General features: G+C 72.1%; 9 protein-coding genes. 3 read left to right on the top strand and 6 right to left on the bottom strand.

What is annotated here, in order from left to right:
* Window positions 1–80: 80 nt before the first annotated feature.
* Window positions 81–797 (top strand): tyrosine-protein phosphatase, encoded by a 717-nt coding sequence (locus WMR31_RS03330; protein ID WP_340537346.1) that lies wholly within the window; start codon window positions 81–83, stop codon window positions 795–797.
* A gap of 238 nt (window positions 798–1,035) precedes the next feature.
* Here the strand turns inward: WMR31_RS03330 and WMR31_RS03325 are convergent, their stop codons facing one another.
* Window positions 1,036–1,698 carry an SDR family oxidoreductase gene (locus WMR31_RS03325; RefSeq protein WP_340537345.1) on the bottom strand — a complete coding sequence of 221 codons (663 nt, stop codon included), beginning with the start codon at window positions 1,696–1,698 and terminating at the stop codon, window positions 1,036–1,038.
* Between the two features lie 156 nt (window positions 1,699–1,854).
* Between WMR31_RS03325 and WMR31_RS03320 the strand changes: the two genes are divergently transcribed.
* Window positions 1,855–2,889 carry a phosphatase PAP2 family protein gene (locus tag WMR31_RS03320; RefSeq protein WP_340537344.1) on the top strand — a complete coding sequence of 345 codons (1,035 nt, stop codon included), beginning with the start codon at window positions 1,855–1,857 and terminating at the stop codon, window positions 2,887–2,889.
* On the opposite strand, the gene WMR31_RS03315 is transcribed toward WMR31_RS03320, so the two are convergent.
* The 4 genes from WMR31_RS03315 to ppgK all read right to left on the bottom strand — a co-directional run bounded on the left by WMR31_RS03315 (window position 2,848) and on the right by ppgK (window position 8,341).
* Window positions 2,848–3,057, bottom strand: a complete 210-nt coding sequence (locus WMR31_RS03315; RefSeq protein WP_340537343.1) for a hypothetical protein — start codon at window positions 3,055–3,057, stop codon at window positions 2,848–2,850. The genes WMR31_RS03320 and WMR31_RS03315 overlap by 42 nt on opposite strands.
* Before the next feature lie 62 nt (window positions 3,058–3,119).
* Window positions 3,120–4,205, bottom strand: coding sequence for a glycosyltransferase family 2 protein (locus WMR31_RS03310; protein WP_340537342.1), 1,086 nt, complete (start codon window positions 4,203–4,205; stop codon window positions 3,120–3,122).
* 136 nt (window positions 4,206–4,341) lie between these two features.
* Window positions 4,342–7,569, bottom strand: a complete 3,228-nt coding sequence (locus WMR31_RS03305) for a PAS domain-containing hybrid sensor histidine kinase/response regulator (protein WP_340537341.1) — start codon at window positions 7,567–7,569, stop codon at window positions 4,342–4,344.
* A gap of 16 nt (window positions 7,570–7,585) precedes the next feature.
* Window positions 7,586–8,341, bottom strand: coding sequence for a polyphosphate--glucose phosphotransferase (gene ppgK / locus WMR31_RS03300; RefSeq protein ID WP_340537340.1), 756 nt, complete (start codon window positions 8,339–8,341; stop codon window positions 7,586–7,588).
* Between the two features lie 67 nt (window positions 8,342–8,408).
* Here ppgK and WMR31_RS03295 point away from each other — a divergent pair, with 67 nt between their 5' ends.
* Window positions 8,409–9,575, top strand: coding sequence for a GDSL-type esterase/lipase family protein (locus tag WMR31_RS03295; RefSeq protein WP_340537339.1), 1,167 nt, complete (start codon window positions 8,409–8,411; stop codon window positions 9,573–9,575).
* 102 nt (window positions 9,576–9,677) lie between these two features.
* Here the strand turns inward: WMR31_RS03295 and WMR31_RS03290 are convergent, their stop codons facing one another.
* The gene (locus tag WMR31_RS03290; protein WP_340537338.1) at window positions 9,678–23,036 is read right to left on the bottom strand and encodes a CLIPPER-2 domain-containing protein; all 13,359 of its coding nucleotides are present in this window, start codon (window positions 23,034–23,036) and stop codon (window positions 9,678–9,680) included.
* Window positions 23,037–23,133 lie beyond the last annotated feature (97 nt).

Raw genomic sequence — 23,133 nt, 5'->3', positions numbered from 1 at the left:
TGACGTCGTGCGGGTGGGAGTTCGCTCACCTTTCAGGCCGTAGTGCCCTACCGGCCACCGCGGACCCCCATAGTGGGGGCATGAGACCCGACCTCACCCAGCACGCCGACCGGGTGCGCACCTTCGACGGCGTGCACAACGTGCGAGATCTCGGCGGCCTGGTCAACGACGAGGGACGCCGGGTGCGCAGCGGCCTGCTCTACCGCAGTGACTATCCCGGCTTCGTCGACGTCGCGCACGCCGTCGAGACGCTGGGCCTGCGGTCGGTGGTCGATCTGCGTCAGCCCGCCGAGGCGCAGTACGAGTGCGTCGACTGGTCAGCGCACGGCGTCGACTACCTCGCGGTGCCGATCTCGGCAGGGCGTGAGACGTCGTGGCACGCGAAGTACCAGGGCTACCTGACCCATCGGCCCGACCTGGTGGTGGAGGCGGTCCGCAAGGTGATCACCCCCGAGGACGCGCCGGTGCTCTTCCACTGCGCCGCAGGCAAGGACCGCACCGGCACCGTGGCCGCGCTCGTGCTCGGCCTGCTCGGTGTGCCCGACGAGGAGATCATCGCCGACTACGTGCTCACCGAGGGTGCGCTCACCGCGATCCTCGGCCGGCTGTCGGGACGTGGACCCTACGCGGAGATGTTGTCCGGGTCGTCGTATGACGACCAGCTGCCGCGGGCGGAGAACATGCGGGGCCTGCTCGACTACCTCCACAGCGAGGGCGGACCGCGCGCCTGGCTGCGAGCGCACGCCCTGTCCGACGGCGACGTCGACCGCTTCCGTGCGGCCACTTTGGAAGGCTGAGCAAGGGCCGATCGAGAAAGTTCCGGCGAATCACGCGATTGTGCTGCGCTCCCTTGAACCAACGCCCTACACTTGAACACAGAAGCCCGCTGGAGACCCGAGACTCCGGCGGGCTTCTTCTATTGTCCGGCGCGCTCTGTGGGACCCCGGGTTTCGTCGGCGCTCGCAGGCTCGCTTGCTCAACCTCCGGGGGCGGTGCGGGACCCGGGGTTTCGTCGGCGCTCGCAAGCTCGCTTGCTCACGCCCCGGCGACGACGTCGGCGACGGGCTCCGGTCCCTGGTTGAACGTGATGATGCGGCGGTCGGTGGAGGCCGGATGGTCTACGACCGCGGCGATCACCTCGGCCACGGTGGCGCGGGGGACCTCGCCCGGGTTGCGGTCGGTGGTGCTCACACCGCCGGGGGCGCCGTCGGTGAGCCTGCTGGGTCGCAGGATCGTCCACGGCACCGCCGAGGCCTCGATGTAGGCGTCGGCCTCGGACTTCGCCTCGGCGTAGGGGAAGAACGCATTCTCCGGCGCGACGCCGTGGTCGGGTCCGGCGCCGAAGTACGACACCATCACCAGGCGCGCCGGCGTGCCGCCGTCGGCGGCCGCCGCACCGACGGCGTCGACCGTGCGGATCGCGGCGTCGCGATCGACCGCGTAGGTGCGGGCCGGGTTCCCGCCGCCCGCGCCTGCCGACCAGACCACTGCGTCGTATCCCGCCACCAGTTCGGTGAGTCCGGCCACGTCGAGGCTCTCGACGTCGCTCACCAGCGGCTCGGCGCCGGCGGCCCGGACGTCGTCGGCATGGTCGGGATTGCGGATCACACCGACCACGCGGTGGCCGGCGCCGGCCAGCAGGCGCTCTGCAAGCAGTGCCACCTTGCCGTGGCCGCCGATGATCAGTACCTCGCTCATGTCTCTCCGATCGCCGTCGTGTCGAGGGTGCTTAGGGGGTCAACGGCCGAGTGCGCGTCGGTGTTCCAAGAAGGCACGGCCCGGGGGCGGCGTCGGGTCGAGTTGGTGGGATAGGCCACACTGACGGCTCGAAGGAGCCAACGAGGGGTGTGTCCGGTGCGGAAGGAGTCGAGCATCGACGAGGAGCCCGCCACGACCGGCGCTCCCACGGCGGAGGCGAGCGCAAGCACGCCGAACCAGACGCGGCCGGCCGCCCGCTACACCGCGATGACGGTGTGGGTCCTGCTCGTCGTCGTGTGGTCGGCGACGATCGGGATCCCCAACGATGCCCTGACCGTGCTCTTCACCTGCTGGCTCGGCACGATCGCCTGGAGCATCGAGGCGCCCTGGCGTCAGCACCTCGGCTTCCTGCGCGACTGGTCGATCCCGGCGCTCCTGCTCACCGTCTACTTCTTCAGCCGCGGGTGGATCGACGAGTTCGACATCACCATCCACTGGCAGATGCCGATCGACGTCGATCGCTGGATGTTCGGGGGCACGACGCCGACCGAGACCCTCCAGCACGCCTGGTGCGGCGACCCGTGTCGCCTGGACCAGCCCACCCGGTGGTTCGAGGTGGTCTTCACCACCGTCTACGCGACCCACTTCCTGGCCGGGCTGATCATCGCCGTCGTGCTGTGGCTGCGCAATCGTGCCGAGTGGCTGGTGTGGATGCGCCGCTACATCGGCCTCAACTTCGCCGGCCTCCTCATCTACATGTCCTACCCGATGGCGCCACCGTGGCTGGCCTCCCAGGAGGGCCTGTTCGGGCCGGTGACCCGGCTCACCTCCCGTGGCTGGGGCGATCTCGGCGTCCAGCGGGCCAATGTGATCCTCAACGGCGTCGGGAACCCGGTCGCGGCGATGCCGTCGCTCCACACGGCCACGGCGGTGCTCATCGCCCTCTATGGGATCTGGCGATGGAAGAGCCCGTGGCGGTGGATGCTGCTGATCTACCCGGCGTTGATGTGCGTCGCGCTGGTCTACTACGCCGAGCACTACGTCATCGACCTGATCGTCGGCGCGCTCCTGGCCGGACTGGTGATGTGGGTCGCGGCCTGGTGGGAACGAAGGCAGGCGCGACGCCAGGCAGCACGCGCCGACGTCGAGTCAGACGAGCTGGTCGGCGACGACTCCCTCCGCAAGGCGTGAGCGGGCGGCTCGCCGGCGGTGTGCTGCGACCGGGTGTGCGATCACGCGCGGCAGCAGCGCCTTGACGGCGAGCACGGCGAAGAGCAGCACCAGCCCGGCGAGGGTGTGCTGCAGCAGGACGAAGGGCACGCCGATCGAGGCCATCGCGGCCGAGGGCGAGTAGTGCATGGAGGCTCCTTGAGGAGGCGGTCTCGGCGACCGCGGCTTCAGGTGGGTGAGGTGGTCCGACGTCAGGCGCCGGCGGGGGACTCCAGATGCCCCCACTCCAGGCGCTGGCGCAGGAGCCGGCGGCGGATGGAGTCGGCGAAGACCGCTTGGAGGAACAGGGCGTAGACCAGCTCGGGGAGCAGCAGGACCGAGAGCCATCGCCCCTGGCGGTGCCGCCACGAGGTGACGACCTGGTTGACCCAGAACGCCACGCCGACGGCGATCCAGAACGGGGAGGTGGTGAGGTCGTCGGCGAAGAACGCGGTCGCCGTCACGATCAGGAGCAGCGCCATCGCGAAGGTGCTCAGTCCGAGCATCACCTGCTGGCCCCAGTAGCGCCAGGTGACGCGCGTCATTCCATAGGTCCCGACCGTCTGCAGGGCACCGGCGTACCACCGCGAGCGCTGGCGCCACAGGGCGGGCCAGGTCGGCATGACCTCGGTGGTCGAGGAGCACTCGAGCGGTGAGCGCAGGTCGTAGCCGACCGTCCGCAGGGCGAGGGTCAGCTCGAAGTCCTCGGTGAGCGCGTCGGAGAGGTAGACGTCGCCGCGCCGGCCGGGCAGCGTCGTCCCGCGGGCCTGCGCGACGGCGCGCAGCGCCTCGCTGCGGATCAGGGCAGCGGTGCCGGACAGCACCCACACCCGGTTGGCGCGGGAGAGCTGGCGGGCGTAGCGGGCCCACTCGTTGACCTGGCAGCGCTCGAGGAACGAGCGTCCCTCGCCGGTGAAGACTGCGCCCACCGCGCCGATCGCCGGATCGCGCAGCTCCTCCAACGCGAGCTCGACGAATCGGGGCGAGATCACGGTGTCGGCGTCCATCACCAGGGTCAGCGCCGGGAGGTCGAGCCGTGCGATCGCCTGGTTCAGCGCGCCGGCCTTGCGATCCTGGTTGCCCTCGGTGACCACGACCTCGGCGCCATGACGCCGTGCGATCTCCGCGGTGTCGTCGGTGCAGTTGTCGGCTACCACGACGACGCGGGTCACCGGCGAGGTCTGCTCGCGCAGTCCGGCCAGCGTGTCCGCGATCCCCGCGGCCTCGTTGTGGGCCGGCACGATCGCGCAGACCTCGTGGGCAGCGGGCCGTGGCCGAGCATCGTGTTCGGCGGTCACGCAGTCGTTGTCCATGCTGGTGGCCCCCCTCGAACCTCAGCCGGTGTGCTCCGAGGTATCGGTCCGCGGAGTCAGTGACTAAACGGTACCGTTCGGAAAAAAGTCCACACAAACAAAGATTCTTCGGCTTTGTGACCTATGTCACAAGCCCGTCGGTCTCGGCGGACTGGTACCACTCGCGGTACTCGGCCAGGGCCGCGCACGCGTCGTCCAGGGCGAGGACGAGCCGCTCGAGCAGGGCGGCGGAGCCGGCGGTACTGGCGCCTCGGCCCAGCTCCTCGAGGGTTGCCGCGATGTCGGCGACGACCGGGAGACCCAGGTTGCCGGCGCTGCCGCGCAGTGCGTGGGCCGCGGCGACCAGGGCCACGGGGTCGCGCTCCTCGATGGTGCGAGACACGGTGGACACGACGCCGCTGCGTCGCTCCAGGAAGTTGCCGATCGCCCGGTCGAGGTAGGAGGTGTCGCCCGGGCGCAGCTCGCGCAGCATCGTCAGCCGGTCGTGGTCCAAGGGTGCTGCCGGGGACGGCTCGAGGTCGTCGACGTCGTCGCGATGGTCCACCGGTGCCGCCTCGGGCTCGAGCTCGGGGGCGTGCTCGCCGATCCAACGCGAGAGCGCCGCTGCGAGGGCTCCGATCGAGACCGGCTTGGCGATGAAGTCGTCCATCCCTGCCGCCAGGCAGCGCTCGCGCTCGCCGGTGATCGCAGCGGCGGTCATGGCCAGGATGGGCAGCCGCCGGCCGCGCCGGTCCCTGACGTCGTCGAGCCGGAGTGCCCGGGTGGTGTCGTAGCCGTCGAGGCGTGGCATCTGGACGTCCATCAGAACCGCGTCGAAGGACCGTTGTCGCAGTCGGTCCAGGGCGGCCGTGCCGTCGTCGGCGGTGTCGACCTCGTAGCCGAGCGACTCCAGCAGGCCGCGTGCGACCAGCTGGTTGATCGGGTTGTCCTCCACGACGAGGACCGAGCCGTGGCCTACCGGCATGAGCTCCCCGGAGTCGCCGGCAGCCGAGTCCCGTTCGGTCAGCGCGCTGAGGAGGTCCTCGCGCAGCGAGTCGAACCGGGTCGGCAGGTTCCGCGCGATCGCACCGAGGGCGGCCAGATCGTCGACATCGGCTGTGGTCGCGCTGAGCACGATGATCGGACGGCCGTCGGGGAGCCCGGCCGCGCGCAGGTCGCGGGCCAGGGCGACGTCGTCGTGCGGGGCCACGAGGTCGACGATGACCGCGTCGTAGCGCACCGAACGATCGCCCACGGCGAGCACGGCCGCGTGCGCGTCGACGACCTCGGTGCTGCTCGCCGTCCACCAGCCGAGCTGCTCCTGCAGCACCATCCGGTTCCGGGAGTCATCGGCGACCACGAGGAAGTGTGCGGCCCCGAGCGTTTCGCGGTCCGCAACGAGAGCGGTGCTCACCGGACTCGCCGCCGAACCGAAGCGCGAGGTGAACCAGAACGTGCTCCCCTCGCCGGGCTTGCTCTCCAGGCCGATCCGGCCGCCGAAGGCAGCGACGATCTCGGCGGAGATCGCCAGGCCGAGACCGGTGCCTCCGAAGCGGCGCGTGGTGGACGCGTCGGCTTGGGCGAAAGGGGTGAAGATGTGCTCCTGCTGCTCCGGGTCGATGCCGATGCCGGTGTCGTGGACGTCGACGCGCACCACGGTGACGTCGCCGCGGTCCGGGCGTGCGGTCGCGCGGATCGTGACCGACCCCTCGGCGGTGAACTTGACGGCGTTCGAGGCCAGGTTCAGCACCACCTGCTTGAAGCGCATCGGATCGCCGGACACCGAGGCGGGCACGTCGGGGCTGCAGGAGATCCGCAGGTCGATGTCGCGGGCGCGTGCGGCCTCGGCGAGGACGTTGCCGACCTCGGTGAGCACCTCGCGCACCCCGAAGTCGATGCTCTCCACCTCGAGCCGTCCGGCCTCGATCTTGGCGAAGTCCAAGATGTTGTTGGTCAGTTCCAGAAGCGACCTGCTGGACACCGCGATGCCCGAGATCAGGTGCTGTTGCTGGTCGGTGAGCTCGGTGGCCGCGAGCAGCTCGTTCAGGCCGATGATGCCGTTGAGCGGGGTGCGGATCTCATGGCTCATCGTGGCCAGGAAGTCGGTCTTGTGCTGGGAGGCGCCTACCGCCCGATCGCGGGCATCGGCGAGCTGGCGAGCGGTCCGCTCGCGCTCTGCGACGCGGCCCAGCTGGAGCGCTGCCTGCTCGACCAGCTGCTCGAAGACCTCACGCTGGCGCACCGGCGGGCGCGAGGTGATCGTGACGACGGTGATGATCCGGGTGCCCAGCAGGATCGGGAAGGCGATGGTGAGCCCGCGGTCGTCGTCCCAGACCGTCGCTCCGCGGTGCAGGCAGGCCAGGGCGGTGGACGCCTCGACGGAGGCGAGGTCGGCGGGGGTCTGGTCACGATCCGGCTCGTCGTCCGGGGCCAGGAGCGGGTCGAGTCCGCGCCCGTCGTCGGTCGGTACGAATGCCCGGGCACGCTCCCAGGACTCGTGAGCGAGGACGAGCTCTCGTGCCTGGATCAGTGCCTCGCCGAATGTCGCCGCATGGTTGGCGGCGCTGGCGACCGCCTGCATCAAGGAGCTCTGAGCCACCAGGTCCTGCAGCTGGTCCTCGGTGTCGCGCGCGCGCGTGATGTCCTGGTAGGTCCCCGAGAGCTCCGCCGGAGCACCGTCGTCGCCGTAGCTGCCGACGGCCCGGAGCCGGACCCACATCCAGCCGGCGACCCCCTCTTGGCGCACCTCGAGGTCGAGTGTGGTGGCCTCGCGGCGCAGCAGCCGGTCCAGCGCCGTCGTCAACCGCTCGTGGTCGTCGGGGTGGGTCACCGAGAGCAGCCGCTCGCGATCGCGCACGGTGAGGTCCTCGGCTCGTGCGCCGTAGAGGTCGACCAGGCCCTGGGAGTAGGCGACGACGTCACGGGCCAGGTCCCAGGTCCAGCTGCCGGTGCGGGAGATCCGTTCGGCCCTGGCCAGGCGTACCCGGCTCGCACTGACCGAGTCCCACACCTGCTTGGTGCGGCTGTGATCGGTGAGGCGCAGGACCACGCCGATCGGACGACCGTCCTCCTTGAGCATCGTCCGGCGCAGGCGCACCCACTGCGGAGCCCCGTCGGCGCGGACCAGCATGGTGTCGAGCTCCTCGTCGGCGGGGTCGGTGCCCTCCGAGGTCTCGGTCAGCAGCTCGTCGGCGTCGATCATCCCGACCGAGTCGAGGAACTCGCCGATGTGACGCCCGATGAGCCGGTCGACGCCGAGGAGGGTCTCCACGGCCGGGTTGGCGAACCGGACCGTGCCGTCCAGGCCGACGATGACGGCGCCGTCCGGCAGGGCGTCGACGAGCTGGCGGGCGAGATCACCACTCTCCATATGGATCCCTGGAGGCCTAGGCCCGGCTCGCGTGCAGCGCGGCGCCGATGATCCCGGCCTTGTTGCGCAGGAGGGCCGGGATGATCGGGGTGTCGATCTTGATCAGCGGCAGGAACTTGTCGGCGTGCTTGCTCACTCCGCCGCCCACGACGAACAGGTCGGGGGAGAGGAGCCGCTCGACCGTCGTGTAGTAGACGGTGAGCCGGTCCGCCCACTCCGCCCAGTCCAGGTCCTCGCGTTCGCGCGCACTGTTGGCGGCGTGGGACTCGGCGTTGCGGCCGTCGATCTCGAGGTGCCCGAGCTCGGCGTTCGGGACCAGGGCGCCGTCGTACAGCAGCGCCGACCCGATCCCGGTGCCGAGGGTGGTCATCACCACGAGGCCGCGCTGACCTCGCGCGGCACCGAAGGCGGCCTCGGCCAGGCCGGCGGCATCGGCGTCGTTGAGAGCCACGACCCGGCGCCCGGTAGCGGTCCCGAAGACGGCCGAGGCGTCGGCGCCGATCCAGGACTGGTCGATGTTCGCCGCGCTGCCCACGACGCCGCCGCGGACCACACCGGGCACGGTGACCCCCACCGGGCCGTCGGCGTCGACGGCGTCGAGCAGGTCGACCAGGACCTTGGCGACGGCGTCGGGTGTCGAGGGCTGCGGGGTGTCGATCCGGGTCCGTTCGCCGGCGAAGTCGCCGGTGTCGAGGTCGACGGCGGCCGCCTTGATCCCGGACCCGCCGAAGTCGATGCCGATCGGCGTCCCGCTCGGGGTGCTCGTGCTCATGCGCACATCCCACCACGTCGGCGGGGCGGCTCGTGATCGCTGCCGGGTCCGGGCGAGAATCGGCGGAGTGAGCCTGAACGACATCCCGCTGGACGCGTCCCTGATTCGTGGTGTCATCGAGGTCGAGCCGACCCCGCGAGGGCTGGTGCTTCATCGCCTGCCAGCACGAGCACGTGCCCAGTGCACCGATCCACAGCTGCTGATGGCGGAGTCTCAGCCTGCGGGCATCCGGCTCGCCCTCACCACCGCAGCGCGCACGATCGAGCTCGACACGGTGCCGACCAAGCGGGTCTACCTCGGAGCCCCACCGCGGCCCGACGGCGTCTACGACCTGCTGGTCGACGGCGCGCTGGTCGCGCAGGCCACCGCCGACGGCGGCGACGTCCTCACCATCGACCTGGCGACCGGCAGCTTCGAGCAGCGCGCCGGTGATCGGGCGACCGTGCGCTTCGCCGACCTCCCCGAGGGCGAGAAGTCCGTGGAGATCTGGCTGCCGCACGACGAGAGCACGGTGGTGTCGGCGCTGCGGGCCGATGCGCCGGTGACCCCGCTCGCGGCCTCGGACCGGGTGTGGGTGCACCACGGCAGCTCGATCAGTCACGGGTCCAACGCCACCCATCCCACCGGCACCTGGCCGGTGATCGCGGCCCGCCGCGGCGGCGTCGACCTGGTGAACCTCGGCTTCGGCGGAGGTGCGCTCCTCGACCCGTTCACCGCCCGTGCGATCCGCGACGCGCCGGCCGACCTGGTGAGCGTGAAGATCGGGATCAACGTGGTCAACGCCGACCTGATGCGCCTGCGCGCCTTCGGCCCGGCGGTGCACGGCTTCCTCGACACCATCCGCGAGGGACACCCCGAGACGCCGCTGCTGGTGATCTCGCCGGTGCGCTGCCCGACGCACGAGAACACGCCCGGCCCGCTGGCACCCGACCTCTCCGCGATGGCGGAAGGCCGAGTCGGCTGGATCGCGACCGGCGATCCTGCCGAAGTCGCCGCCGGGCGGCTCACGCTCGAGGTGATCCGCGCCGAGCTGGCCCGCATCGTGGCCGAGCGCGCGTCGTCCGACCCGCACCTGCACCTGCTCGACGGCCGCGAGCTCTACGGCGAGGCCGACGAGGCCGAGTACCCGCTTCCCGACGGCCTGCACCCCGACGGCCCCACCCACGCGCTGATGGGGGAGCGGTTCGCGGCGCTCGCCTTCGGTCCCGGCGGCGCCTTCGGGGCCGGTCGCTGACGGATAGTTTGAGGCGTTATCAACCTTTTCGGACCCGCTGGAGGTTGATAACGCCTCAAACTATCCCGGGCCCGTCCACAGCCCGCCCAACGCCGGAACGCGTCAGGACCGGCGGCGACGCGAGCGCAGCAGGAGCCAGCCGCCCAGGAGGAGGGCGAACAGGCCGGTAAGCGCCAAGGGGGTGAGGGAGGCGTCGGCGCCGGTGTCGGGCAGGTCTGGGCCGCCGGGGTGGTCGGGACCATCAGGGCCGGGGCCGGGGCAGTCCGGGCATCCCGGGCTCGTGGCCGGCTCGACGTCGACGGCGACGGAGTCGTCGTTGTTGTCGGCCGTCGGATCTGCTGTGGACGAAGAGACCTCGGCGCCGTTGACGATGCGTCCGCGTGCGTCGTCGGCCACGGCGACGCTCAGCGTGATCGTCACCTCGGCGTCCGCGGCCAGGTCGCCGAGTTCGCAGGTCACCAGCCCCCCGCCCGCGGTGATCGAGCAGGAGCGGCCTGCGCCGGGCACGGTCGCGCGCTCGGCGGTGAGACCGTCGGGAAGCTCGTCGGTGACGACCATGTCGCGGGCCACGGCCGGGCCGGCGTTGGTGACGCTCAGCTGGTAGTCGAGCCGGTCGCCCGCGGTGACCTCCGCCTTCGAGGCGTCCTTGACGATCTGGACGTCGGCGCCCTGGACGTCGTCGCTGACGATGGTGGCCTCGTTGTCGGCCGGGTCCGGGTCGATCTCGGCGCCCGGGGCCACCGAGGCCGTGTTGGTCAGCGGCCCTGTCGTGCCGGGGGCGATGGTGCCGCGCACGGTGATCACCGCCGTCGCACCCGGTGCCAGGTCGGCCACGGCGCAGGTGACCACTCGGTCCGAGCCGAGGGAGCAGTCGGTGCCGGGTGTCGCACTGACCCGCGGGTCGCGGATCTGGCTCGCCAGTGGATCGGTCACCACCGCGCCCGTCGACGTCGACGGGCCGGCGTTGGTCACGGTGAGGGTGAAGGTGACCGGCCCGCCGGCCAGCGGCGCCTGCGGGTCGACGGTCTTGGTGAGGCCGAGGTCGGCCCGCGGCCCGACCGGCTCGGTCGAGGTCGCGGAGTTGTCGCCCGGGGCGGTCTCGATGTCACTCGAGGTGACCTCGGCTGCGTTGACGAGGTCGCCGCGGACGTCGGTGCCGAGCAGCCCGCCCACCTGGATCGAGACCGTCGCGCCCGGCGCGATCTCGTCGAGCGTGCAGGTGACGAGCCCGGAGACGACCGTGCAGGTGACGCCGGTCGGACCGGTGGCGGTGACGTCGCCGACGGTCGCCGGGACCTGGTCGCTCACCACGACGTCGTGGGCGACCGACGGACCGTCGTTGCCGACCTCGAGGGTCCACGAGACCGCCTGCCCCGGCACCGCCTCGCGGTCGAGCGTCTTGGTGATCGCCAGGTCGACGCGGCTGCCGCCGGTGCCGGCGGAGGTCGCCTCGTTGTTGCCGGGCGTGCTGTCGGTGGGGGAGTCGACGGTGGCGGTGTTGTCGAGGGCGCCGGTGAAGTCCGCAGGCACGGAGCCGGTCACGGTGATGGACACCGTGCTGCCGGGAGCGAGGTCGCCGAGGTCGCAGTCGACCTGGTTTCCGGCGCCGACGGTGCAGGTCGCGCCGCCGGTCGCGGTGGCGGTGACGCCGGTGAGCGCGTCGTTCACGTCGTCGGCGACCGTGACCCCCTGGGCCGTGGAGGGTCCGGTGTTCTCGACCGTGATCCGCCAGGTCACGTCCTGGCCGGCCACCACGGGTCCGCTGGTGCGGACCTTGGCGATCGACACGTCGGCCTGCGGCTGGGCGGAGCCGGTGGACGTCGCGGTGTTGTTGCCGGGCGTGGTGTCGGTCGGTGAGCTCACCGTGGCGGTGTTGTCGACGGTCCCGGTGTAGCCGGCGGGGAGCTCGCCGGAGATCGTGACCGTGATCGACGATCCGGGGGCGAGGTCGCCGAGGTCGCAGGTGACCTGGTTTTCGGTGGCGACGGTGCAGGTCGCGCCGCCGGTCGCGGTGGCGGTGACGCCGGTGAGTGCGTCGATCACGTCGTCGGCGACGGTGACGTCGCGGGCCACCGACGGGCCGGAGTTGGTGACGACGACGTCCCAGCCGATCGGTCGGCCGGGGGTCGGGGCACCGCTGGTGCGGGTCTTGGTGATCGACACGTCGGCGTCCGGCTGGGCGGTGCCGCTGGAGGTGGCGGAGTTGTTGCCGGGGGTCGTGTCGGTGGGAGACGAGACGGTGGCGGTGTTGTCGAGGGCGCCGGTGATTCCGGCAGGGACCGAGCCGGTGATCGTGATGGTCACCGTGCTGCCGGGGGCGAGGTCGCCGAGGTCGCAGGCGATCTGGTTGCCGGCGGCGACGGTGCAGGTCGTACCGCCGGTCGCGGTCGCGGTGACGCCGGTGAGCGCGTCGACCACGTCGTCGGCGACGGCGACGTCGCGCGCCACCGACGGCCCGTCGTTGGTCACGGTGATCCGCCACGTGACGTCCTGGCCCGGGACGACCGGGCCGCTCGTCCGGGTCTTGGCGATCGAGACGTCGGCCTCGGGCAGCGCGCTGCCGGTGGAGGTCGCGGTGTTGTTGCCCGGGGTGGAGTCGGTGGGAGACGACACGGTGGCGGTGTTGTCGAGGGCGCCGGTGAAGCCGGCCGGCACCGAGCCGGTGATCGTGATGGTCACCGTGCTGCCGGGGGCGAGGTCGCCGAGGTCGCAGGTGATCTGGTTGCCCGAACCGATCGTGCAGGTCGTGCCGCCGGTCGCGGTGGCGGTGACGCCGGTGAGGGCGTCGACCACGTCGTCGGCGACGGTGACGTCGCGAGCCACCGAGGGGCCACTGTTGGAGGCCACGATCGACCAGGTGACGTCCTGGCCCGGGACGATCGGTCCGCTGGTGCGGGTCTTGGCGATCGAGACGTCGGCCTCGGGCTGGGCGGTGCCGCCCGAGGTGGCGGAGTTGTTGTCGGGCGTGGTGTCGGTCGGCGAGCTCACCGTGGCGGTGTTGCCGACCGCGCCGGTGAAGCCGGCGGGGATGGACCCGGACACGGTGATCGTGACCGTCGAGCCGGGGGCGAGGTCACCGAGGTCGCAGTCGATCTGGTTGCCCGACCCGACCGTGCAGGTCGCGCCGCCGGTCGCGGTCGCGGTGACGCCGGTGAGGGCGTCGATCGCGTCGTCGGCGACGGTCACGTTCCGCGCGACGGACGGGCCGGCGTTGGAGACCTGGATCTGCCAGCCGATCGGCATGCCGGGGATCGGCGTCCCGCTGGTGCGGGTCTTGGCGATCGAGACGTCCGCCTCGGGCTGCGCGGTGCCGGTCGAGGTGGCCGAGTTGTCGTCGGGCGTGGAGTCGGTGGGAGACGACACCGTCGCGGTGTTGTCGGCCGTGCCCGTGTACCCGGCCGGAACCGACCCGGTCACGGTGATGGTCACCGAGTCTCCCGGTGCCAGTTGACCGAGGTCGCAGGCGATCTGGTTGCCCGCGGCGACGGTGCAGGTCGCGCCCGGCGAGGTCGCGGTGACTCCGGTGAGGGCATCGATGACGTCGTCGGCGACGGTGACGTCGCGGGCCACCGACGGGCCGTCGTTGGCGACGGTGATCCGCCAGGTGACGTCGCGGCCGGGGACGACCGGCCCGCTGGTGCGGGTCTTGGCGATCGAGACGTCGGCCTCGGGCTGCGCGGTGCCGCTCGACGTCGCGGAGTTGTTGCCGGGCGTGGTGTCGGTCGGCGAGGACACGGTGGCGGTGTTGTCGGCGGCGCCGGTGAAGCCGGCCGGAACCGTGCCGGTGACCGTGATGGTCACCGTGTCGCCGGGGGCGAGGTCGCCGAGGTCGCAGGTGATCTGGTTGCCGGCGGCGATGGTGCAGGTCGCGCCGCCGGTGGCGGTCGCGGTGACGCCGGTGAGCGCGTCGATCACGTCGTCGGCGACGGTGACGTCACGAGCTGTCGACGGGCCGCCGTTGGCCACCACGACCGACCACGACACGTCCTGGCCGGGCACGACGGGGCCGCTGGTGCGGGTCTTGGCGATCGAGACGTCGGCCTCGGGGCCGGCGGTGCCGCCCGCAGTCGAGGTGTTGTCGGTGGGATTTCCGTCGGCCGGGTTCGAGTCGACGGTCGCGGTGTTGGCGACGCTCCCGGTGTAGCCGGCCGGGATCATCGCCCGCACGGTGATCACCACGGGCGCCTGGCTGGGCGTCACGGTGCCGAGATCGCAGGACACCTGGTTGCCCGCGGCGACGGTGCACGCGACACCGGGCGTTGTGGTGGTCGCGGTGACGCCGGTGAAGGCGTCGAGCACGTCGTCGTCGACGACGACCTGGGTCGCGTTCGAGGGTCCGGCGTTGTCGACGGTGAGGGTCCACTCGATCGAACGCCCCGGGATCGCGGGTCCAGACACCCGGGCCTTGACGATCGAGAGGTCGGCGATCGAGTCGACGTCGCCGGGAGAGGTGGCGGTGTTGTTGGACGGCGTGGTGTCGGTGGGTGAGGCGATGGTCGCGGTGTTGTCCAGGGTCCCGGTGAAGCCGGCGGGCACGTCGGCGGTGAGGGTGAGGACCACCGTGCGCCCCGGCTCGGTGGCGGGGAGGTCGCCGAGGCTGCAGGCCACCTGGTTGTCCGCTGCGACAGTGCAGGCGGCTCCGGCGGGCGCCCCGGCCAGGGTGGCGGTCACACCCGTGAGGGCCGGCTCGACGGCGTCGGAGATGGTCACCTGACGGGCGACCGACGGCCCGTTGTTCGTCACGGTGACCTGCCAGGACACCGGCTGGCCCGCCACGACCGGGCCCGACGTGCGGGTCTTGGCGACCGTGACGTCGGCCTGCGGCTGGGCGGTCCCGGTGGAGGTGGCGGTGTTGTTGTCGGGCGTGGTGTCGGTGGGCGAGGTGACGGTGGCGGTGTTGTCCAGCGTGCCGGTGTAGCCGGCCGGGAGCGACCCGGTGATCGTGATCGTGGTCGAGCTGCCGGGGGCGAGGTCGCCGATGGTGCAGGTGACCTGGTTGCCGGCGGCGACGTCGCAGGTCGTGCCGACGGTCGCGGTGGCGGTGAGTCCGGTGAGGGCGTCGACCGCGTCGTCGGCGACGGTGACGTCGCGCGCCACGGACGGGCCGGAGTTGGTGACGACGATGTCCCAGCTGATCGGGCGCCCCGGGATCGGTGTGCCGCTGGTGCGGGTCTTGGTGATCGAGACGTCGGCGTGGGGCTGGGCGGTGCCGGTGGAGGTGGCCGAGTTGTTGTCGGGGGTGGTGTCGGTGGGCGACGTGACCGTGGCGGTGTTGTCCAGCGCGCCGGTGTAGCCGGCCGGGAGCGACCCGGTGATCGTGATCGTGGTCGAGCTGCCGGGGGCGAGGTCGCCGATGGTGCAGGTGACCTGGTTGCCGGCGGCGACGGTGCAGGTCGTGCCGCCGGTGGCGGTGGCGGTGAGGCCGGTGAGGGCGTCGATCGCGTCGTCGGCGACGGTGACGGCGCGGGCGACGGAGGGGCCGTCATTGACGACGGTGACCCGCCACGTGACCGGCTGGCCCGGGACGACCGGGCCCGACGTACGGGTCTTGGTGATCGACACGTCGGCTTGCGGCTGGGCGGTGCCGGTGGAGGTCGCGGTGTTGTTGCCGGGGGTCGTGTCGGTCGGCGAGGTGACGGTGGCGGTGTTGTCGACGCTGCCGGTGTAGCCAGCGGGGAGCGAGCCGGTCACGGTGATGGTCACGGTGGCGCCGGGGGCGAGGTCGCCGACGGTGCAGGTGACCTGGTTGCCGGTGCCGACGGTGCAGGTCGCGCCGCCCGCCGCCGAGGCGCTCACGCCGGTGAGGGCGTCGATGACGTCGTCGGAGACGGTCACGGCACGTGCGGTCGAGGGACCTGAGTTGGTGACCACGACCGACCAGGTCACGTCCTGGCCGGGGACGACAGGCCCGCTGGTGCGGGTCTTGGTGATCGAGACGTCGGCCGCGGGCGCGGCGGTGCCGGTGGAGGTCGCGGTGTTGTTGCCGGGGGTCGTGTCGGTCGGCGAGGTGACGGTGGCGGTGTTGTCGACGCTGCCGGTGTAGCCAGCGGGGAGCGAGCCGGTCACGGTGATGGTCACGGTGGCGCCGGGGGCGAGGTCGCCGACGGTGCAGGTGACCTGGTTGCCGGTGCCGACGGTGCAGGTCGCGCCGCCCGCCGCCGAGGCGCTCACGCCGGTGAGGGCGTCGATGACGTCGTCGGAGACGGTCACGGCACGTGCGGTCGAGGGACCTGAGTTGGTGACCACGACCGACCAGGTCACGTCCTGGCCGGGGACGACAGGCCCGCTGGTGCGGGTCTTGGTGATCGAGACGTCGGCCGCGGGCGCGGCGGTGCCGGTGGAGGTCGCGGTGTTGTTGCCCGGCGTGGAGTCGGTCGGCGAGGAGACGGTGGCGGTGTTGTCGACACTGCCGGTGTAGCCGGCCGGCAGCGACCCGGTGACGGTGATGGTGACCGAGCCGCCTGGAGCGACGTCGCCGAGGTCGCAGTCGATCTGGTTGCCGGTGCCGACGGTGCAGGTCGCGCCGCCCGACGCCGAGGCGCTCACGCCGGTGAGGGCGTCGATCACGTCGTCGGAGACGGTCACGCCCCGTGCGGTCGAGGGACCTGAGTTCGTGACCACGACCGACCAGGTCACGGGCTGTCCCGGCACCACCGGCCCGCTGGTGCGGGTCTTGGTGATCGAGACGTCGGCCGCAGGCGCGGCGGTGCCGGTGGAGGTCGCGGTGTTGTTGCCCGGCGTGGAGTCGGTCGGCGAGGAGACGGTGGCGGTGTTGTCGACGCTGCCGGTATAGCCGGCCGGAAGCGAGCCGGTCACGGTGATCGTCACGCTGGCGCCGGGGGCGAGGTCGCCGACGGTGCAGGTGACCTGGTTTCCGCCGGCGACGTCACAGGTCGTGCCGCCCGACGCCGAGGCGCTCACGCCGGTGAGGGCGTCGACCAGATCGTCCGAGACGACGACATTGCGAGCCACCGAAGGGCCGGCGTTCGTGACGACGACCGACCACGTGACCGCACGTCCGGGCACGATCGGCCCGCTGGTGCGGGTCTTGGTGATCGAGACGTCGGCCGCGGGCGCGGCGGTGCCGGTGGAGGTGGCGGTGTTGTTGCCCGGCGTGGTGTCGGTCGGCGAAGAGACGGTGGCGGTGTTGTCGACGCTGCCGGTGTAGCCGGCCGGAAGAGCGCCACGCACGGTCAGCGACACCGACTGGCCGGGTGCGAGGTCGGGCAGCGTGCACGCCACGGTGTTGCCGGCCCCGACGGCGCAGCTCGCGCTGCCGGGTGCGTTCACGGTGACGCCGGTGAGCGCGTCGAGGAGGTCGTCGGACACGGTGACGCCGGTGGCCGAGCTCGGGCCGGCGTTGGAGACGGTGATGCTCCATGCCACGTCGGAGCCGGGCACGATCGGTCCGCTGGTGCGGGTCTTGGTGATCGAGACATCGGCGGCGGGCTGCGCGGTGCCGCCGACCGTGGCGGTGTTGTTGGCCGCGACCGGGTCCGGCGTCGTGGCCGACACGGACGCGGTGTTGCCGACCGCGCCGGTGTAGTCGGCGGGGACCCGGCCGCTGACGGTCAGAGTGATGCTGGCCCCGGGGGCGACGTCGCCGAGGTCGCAGCGCACCAGGTTGGGGTTCGCCCCGCCGTTGGTGACCGTGCAGGTGCCGGCCGTGGCGGTCGCGGTGACGCCGGTGAGCGCGTCGATCACGTCGTCGGTGACCACCACGCCGGTGGCCACCGAGGGGCCGCCGTTGGTGACGGTGATCTGCCAGGTGACGTCCTGGCCGGGGACGACCGGACCCGAGGTCCGCGTCTTGGTGATCGCCAGGTCGGCGCTGGGCTGGGCGGTGCCGCTGGAGGTCGCGGAGTTGTCACCCGGCGTGGTGTCGGTGGGGGAGGCCACGGTCGCGGTGTTGTCGAGGGAGCCGGTGAATCCGGCCGGCACGGTGCCGCTGACCGTCACTGTGGCGGTGCCGGCGGGGAGGTCGCCGAGCGCGCAGGACACCAGGTTCCCCGAACCCACCGAGCAGGTGGCGCCGGGAGCGCCGCTCACGGTGGCGGTGACGCCGGTGAGCGCGTCGGCGACGTCGTCGGTGATCGTCACGGCGCGCGCGATCGACGGCCCGGCGTTGGTGACGGTGATCTGCCAGGTGACGTCTTGGCCGGGGACGACCGGACCCGAGGTCCGCTGCTTGGCGATCGACACCGCCGCCCGGGCGGTGACCGGGTCGGTGACGGTCGCGGAGTTGTTGCCGCCCGCCGGATCGGCGGTGGTGGCGCTCGCGGTGGCGGTGTTGCTCAGGGCCGTGGTGCGATCTGCCGGGACGATGCCGGAGATGGTGACGGTCACCGAGTCGCCGACGTCGAGACGACCGATGGTGCACGTCACGCGGTTCGTCGCGGCGACCGAGCAGCCCCCACCCGCCCCGGTGGCGGTCACGCCGGTGAGGCTGGGGTCGACCGGGTCGTCGAGCGTGACGCCGCGGGCGGCGCTGGGCCCGGTCGGGTTGGACACCGTGACCGTCCAGGTGACCCGCTCGCCCGGCACGACCGGGCCGGACGCGGGCACGGTGCGGGTCTTGGTGACGCGGACGTCGGCCGCGGCCGTCACGGGGAGGGTGAGCGTGTCGGCGTTGTTGGCGGAGTTCGGGTCGTCGGTCGTGGAGGTGACGCGCCCGGTGTTCTCGATGGAGGTCGCGGTGAGGTCGGCCGCGGGCCGGACCCGCACGACGACCAGCGCCGAGGCTCCGGGCGCGAGGGTGCCGACCGGGCAGGAGATCTGCTGGCCGGTGACCGAGCAGGCGGTGCCGCCGACCGTGGCCGAGAGGATGGTGAGCGCTGCCGGGACGTCGTCGGTCACCACCACTCCGCGGGCCACCGACGGGCCGCCGTTGGCGGCCTCGAGGGTGTACTGGAACGCCTCGCCCGCGACGACGGTCGCGGTGTCGGCGCGCTTGACCACGGCGACGTCGGACTCGGCCACGACGGCGGCGGTCGCGGTGCTGGAGTTGTTGCCGGGGGTGGGATCGGAGACGTTGCTTGCGACCGTGGCGGTGTTGACCAGGTCGGTGCCGGTGTAGCCGGCGTCGAGGAGGGCGGTGACGGTCGCGGTGATCGGCGTGCCCGGAGCCACGGCCCCCAGCGCACAGTCGAGCGCACCGCCGGTGATCGTGCACGTGCCCGCGGAGGCCGGTGCGAGGGTGACCGTGGCGCCACTGAGTCCGGCGGGCAGCGGATCGGTGAGAGTGGTGCCGGTGGCGGTCGCCGGACCGTTGTTGACCACGGTCAGGCCGTAGCTGACCTGGCGTCCCGGCGCCACCGGATTCGGCTGCACGGTCTTGACGACGGCGAGGTCGGCCGCCGAGGTGACCGGGCTGGTCAGGTCGAAGGAGTTGTCGCCGGGCGCGGTCTCGGTGGTGCTGCTCGAGACGACGACCCGGTTCACCTGCGCGGTGGTGGTGTCGGCGCCGACCGCGACCCGGATCGTGATGGTCCACGTGTCGCCCGCGGCCAGGAGCGGCCGCTGGCAGGTGACCGTGGTGGTGCCGCTGCACGAGCCGGCCGGGGTGCTGGCGTCGACCAGGCTCACGCCCGTCGGCAGGGTGTCGGTCACGGTGATCCCGCGGGCGTCGGAGGGCCCGTTGTTGGTCACGGTGACGGTGTAGACGGCGCGCTGGCCGGCCAGCAGCGGGCTCGGCTGGACCCGCTTGGTGACGGCCAGGTCGGTGCGCGTGTCGATCGCGGTGCTCGCGCTCGCGGTGTTGTTGCCCGGCGTGGGGTCGGTGGTGCTGGAGGAGACCTGCGCGGAGTTGGTGACGCTCGAGCTGTCCGCCTGGCCGGCGGGCACCCGCACCCGAAGCGTCGTGGTGCGGGTCGCGCCCGGCGCGAGGGTGCCCAGCGAGCACTCGGCCGTGGTGGTGCTGCCGCTCTGGAGCGCGCAGTCGGGGCTGGAGACGAATGCGGTGCCGGCCGGCAGCTGGTCGGTGATCATCACGTCACGAGCCTCGGACTGCCCGGCGTTGGTCACGCTCAGCGTGTACTCGACGACGTCGCCCGCAACCACGCGAGCCGGCCCGGTCTTGGTGAGGGAGAGGTCGGCGCGGGTCACCACGGGGCTGGTGCTGGTCGCGGTGTTGTCCGACGGCGAGGGGTCGACCGGACCGGTGGCGCCGACGGTGGCGGTGTTGGTGAGCGTGCCCGCCGGCGTCGTCGCGGCGAGGGTGCCGGGGATCTGCACGGTGAAGTCGGCTCCGGCGGCGAGGGTGGCGCGGGTGCAGGTGACGGTCTGCCCCGCGCGGGTGCAGCCCGCCGGCAGTGTGCCGATCGCGACGTTGTCCGGGAGAGTGTCGGTGATCGAGACGCCGTTGGCGTTCGAGGGTCCGTCGTTGTGCGCGGTGAGGGTGAAGGTGACCGGTCCGCCCGCCACCAGCTGCGCGGGCGCCGCGGACTTGCTGAGGCTCACGTTGGCCTGGGCACCGGTGGTGAGGGTGTGGCTCGCGGAGTTGTTGCCCGGCGTGGGGTCGGTGGTCGAGGTGCTCACCGTCGCGGTGTTCACCGCGCCGTTGCCGCTGCCGTCGGACGGCGTGCGGGCCACGATCGTGACGGTCGCACTGGCACCCGGTGCGAGGGAGCCTAGGCTGCACTGGGCGTTCGTGCCGCCGGTGCAGGTGCCCTGCGAGGAGCTGATCGAGACGAAGCTGAGCGGGGCCGGGATCGGGTCGGTGACCTGCACGCCCTGGGCCGTCGAGGGGCCGTTGTTGGTGACGGTGACCGTGTAGTTGACGTTCGCGCCGGTGACCGCCGGGCCCGCGGTCTTGGTGATCGCGACGTCGGCCCGCGGCTGCAGGATGTCGGTGGTGCTCGCGGTGTTGTTGCCCGGCGTCGGGTCGGTGGCGCCGCTGGTCGCGGTCGCGCTGTTGGTGAGGCTGCCGGTGGCGCCGGCGGCGACGAGGCCGTTGACGGTGATCGTCGCCGAGCTGCCCGGCGTGAGCGTGCCGAGCGCACACGACGTCGCCGTGGCGCAGGTGCCCTGCGACGGCGTGGCGGTCAGGCCGCTCAGCGCGCCGGGTGGCGCGTCGGTGACGGTGACGCCGGGAGCATCCGATGGGCCGTTGTTGGTCACCGTGATCTGGTACTGCACCGGTGCGCCGGGCACCACGGGGCTGGTCGTCGTGGTCTTGGTGACCGCCAGGTCGGCCTGTGCGGCTCCCGGCGTGAACGTCGCGGTGGAGGAGTTGTTGGCGGGGTTCGGATCCGTCGTGGAGGTGCTGGCCGTGGCGGTGTTGGACACCGCGCCACCGGCGTAGCCCGATCCGAGCCGGGCGAGGATCGTCACCGTCGCGGTCTGGCCTGGGGTGAGGGTGCCGATGCCGCAGCTGACCGCGCGACCGGCGACGGTGCAGGTCGCGCCGCTCGTTCCGGTGATCGTCGCCGTGGGCGCCGGGGTTGTGAGGAATGCTCCCGGAAGGGTGTCGGCGAGGTTGACGGCGGCGGCGTTCGACGGACCGTCGTTGGTGACCTCGACGGTGTACGTGACGTCCTGGCCGGGCGCCGGGGCGGCGGGCGAGACCGTCTTGGTGACCCGCACGTCGGCCGCGCGGGAGACCGGGGTGGAGACCGAGGCGGTGTTGTTGCCGGGCACGGGGTCGCCGACGTCGGAGGAGACCGAGGCGACGTTGGTCAGCGAGGAGCCGCCGAACCCGCCCTGGACCTGGGTGAGCAGGGTGATGGTGCGGGTCGCGCCACTGGGGATGTCGCCCAGGGTGCAGGTGACCGTGCTGGTGCCGGTGCAGGTGCCGCTCGACGGCGTCGCCGAGGTGAGGGTGAGTCCGGACGGCAGAGTGTCGCTCACCGTCGCGTTGGCCGCGGTGTTCTCGCCGTTGTTGGTCACGGTGAGCGTGTAGGTCAACGGCGACCCGGCGACGGCGGCGGTCGGCGAGGCGGTCTTGGTGATCGCGAGGTCCGCGCGTGCGGTCACCGGCGTGGAGTTGGTGGCCGAGCTGTAGGTGTAGTCCCGTCCGATCTGGGGGGCGCGGTAGTCGAGCTGGGCGACGTTGTCGACCGAGGTCCCGGCCGAGGCGTCGACGAGGGTCGCGCGGAACTTCACCGTCGAGGTCACGTTCTTCGCCAGGGTCCCCCCGGTGGTCGCGTTGGCGCCGGTGCCGAGCCGCACCCGCACGGTCCGGCTCGCGGCCAGGTACTCCGCGACGTCGTCGCCGGTGGCGTCGGTCTTGGCGCCGGCGTTGGGTCCGGCCGTCACCTGGATCGAGCCGGGGACGTACTGGACGCCGGCAGGAAGGACGTCGCGGGCCACCGCATTGGTGGCGTTGTCGTCTCCGGTGTTGGTGAACGACATCGTGTACTCGAGCAGGTCGCCGACCTGCGCGGTGCCGCTGCGGGTGAGGTTGGTGGCCGTCTTCTGCCCGTTGATCGTCGGCGCGTAGAGATCGACCTGGGTGGTCAGCGCGGCCGGGTAGTAGACGTCGTTGGTGCTGTTGAACTGCAAGGTCGCCGAGGTGGCGTTGTTCGGGATGGAGGTGGTGCTGAACGTCTTGGCGTCGACGCCCATCGAGTTGGCATAGGCCGGGCCGCGATTGGTGAGCAGCGTGCCGTCGGCGGCGACGCGACTGTTGGCGAAGTTGGTCGTGGACCCGGCGCTGCCGTCGGACTGCGCGACGCCGTTCACGAGGAACTGGTCGCCGGCGTACTGGAGGTCGCCCTCGTACATCACCACGCCGACCTTGGAGACCACGGTCCCGGTCGGCGGGGTCAGGAAGCCGGAGATCGAGGCGGAGGCGGGGTTGTTGACGCCGACCGTGGCGTAACCGGAGAAGATCGACAGGTCGCGCAGCGGCGCGTTCGGATCGGCGATCGCGATGACCAGGCTCCAGCCGGCGTACTGCCCGGTGGCGCCGGCTGCGAGCGGGATGTCGGCACCCCAGTAGGTGCCACTCCCGCCGGCTCGCAGCAGGGAGGTGACGTCCTTGTAGGCGCTGTAGTCGGTGGCCGTGGAGTCGCGGCCGTCGGAGGTCAGGGTCTGGTAGCCGCCGGCGGGCGTGCGGAACCGGATGGTGCTGGCGGTGCCGGTGGGGGCGGTGTTGGCGCCCCAGAACAGGTAGGCCCGAGCCACGGTCGAGCCTGCCGGGAGCGTGACGTCGGCCGAGGAGCTCGACGTGGTGGAGGAGTCGGCGTCGGCGTCGACGCGGGACATGACGAAGTCGTTGTTGCCCAGCGCGACCGTGCCGGCCCGCGCCGCCGGGCAGTTGGCCACCGTCGTGGTGCAGCTCAGCAGGGTGTTGCCGGTGATCTGGATGCTGCCGTTGATCTGCGCGGAGTAGAGCTTGGTGAAGTCGCGGATGACCGCGGCGTCGGCGCGCGGGGCGACCGGGACCAGGGCGAGGCTGGCCGCCAGGCCGATGGCCATCACGAGCAGGCCTCGGAGCAGGACGAACCTGTGATGCGACAAGTGCCTGACTCCCCACGCCGAGTGCCCCCCCGAGCGTGGGGGTCGAGGGATTCTGTCAGGTTTCCGGTGTGTTGTGTGGCCAATGGGGCACTTGGTC

Origin of the sequence: Nocardioides epinepheli, from assembly GCF_037936805.1 — a bacterium.
Taxonomy (GTDB): Bacteria; Actinomycetota; Actinomycetes; order Propionibacteriales; family Nocardioidaceae; genus Nocardioides.
The sequence above is the reverse complement of the archived record's forward strand: the minus strand, read 5'-3'. Positions and strand labels throughout refer to the sequence as shown.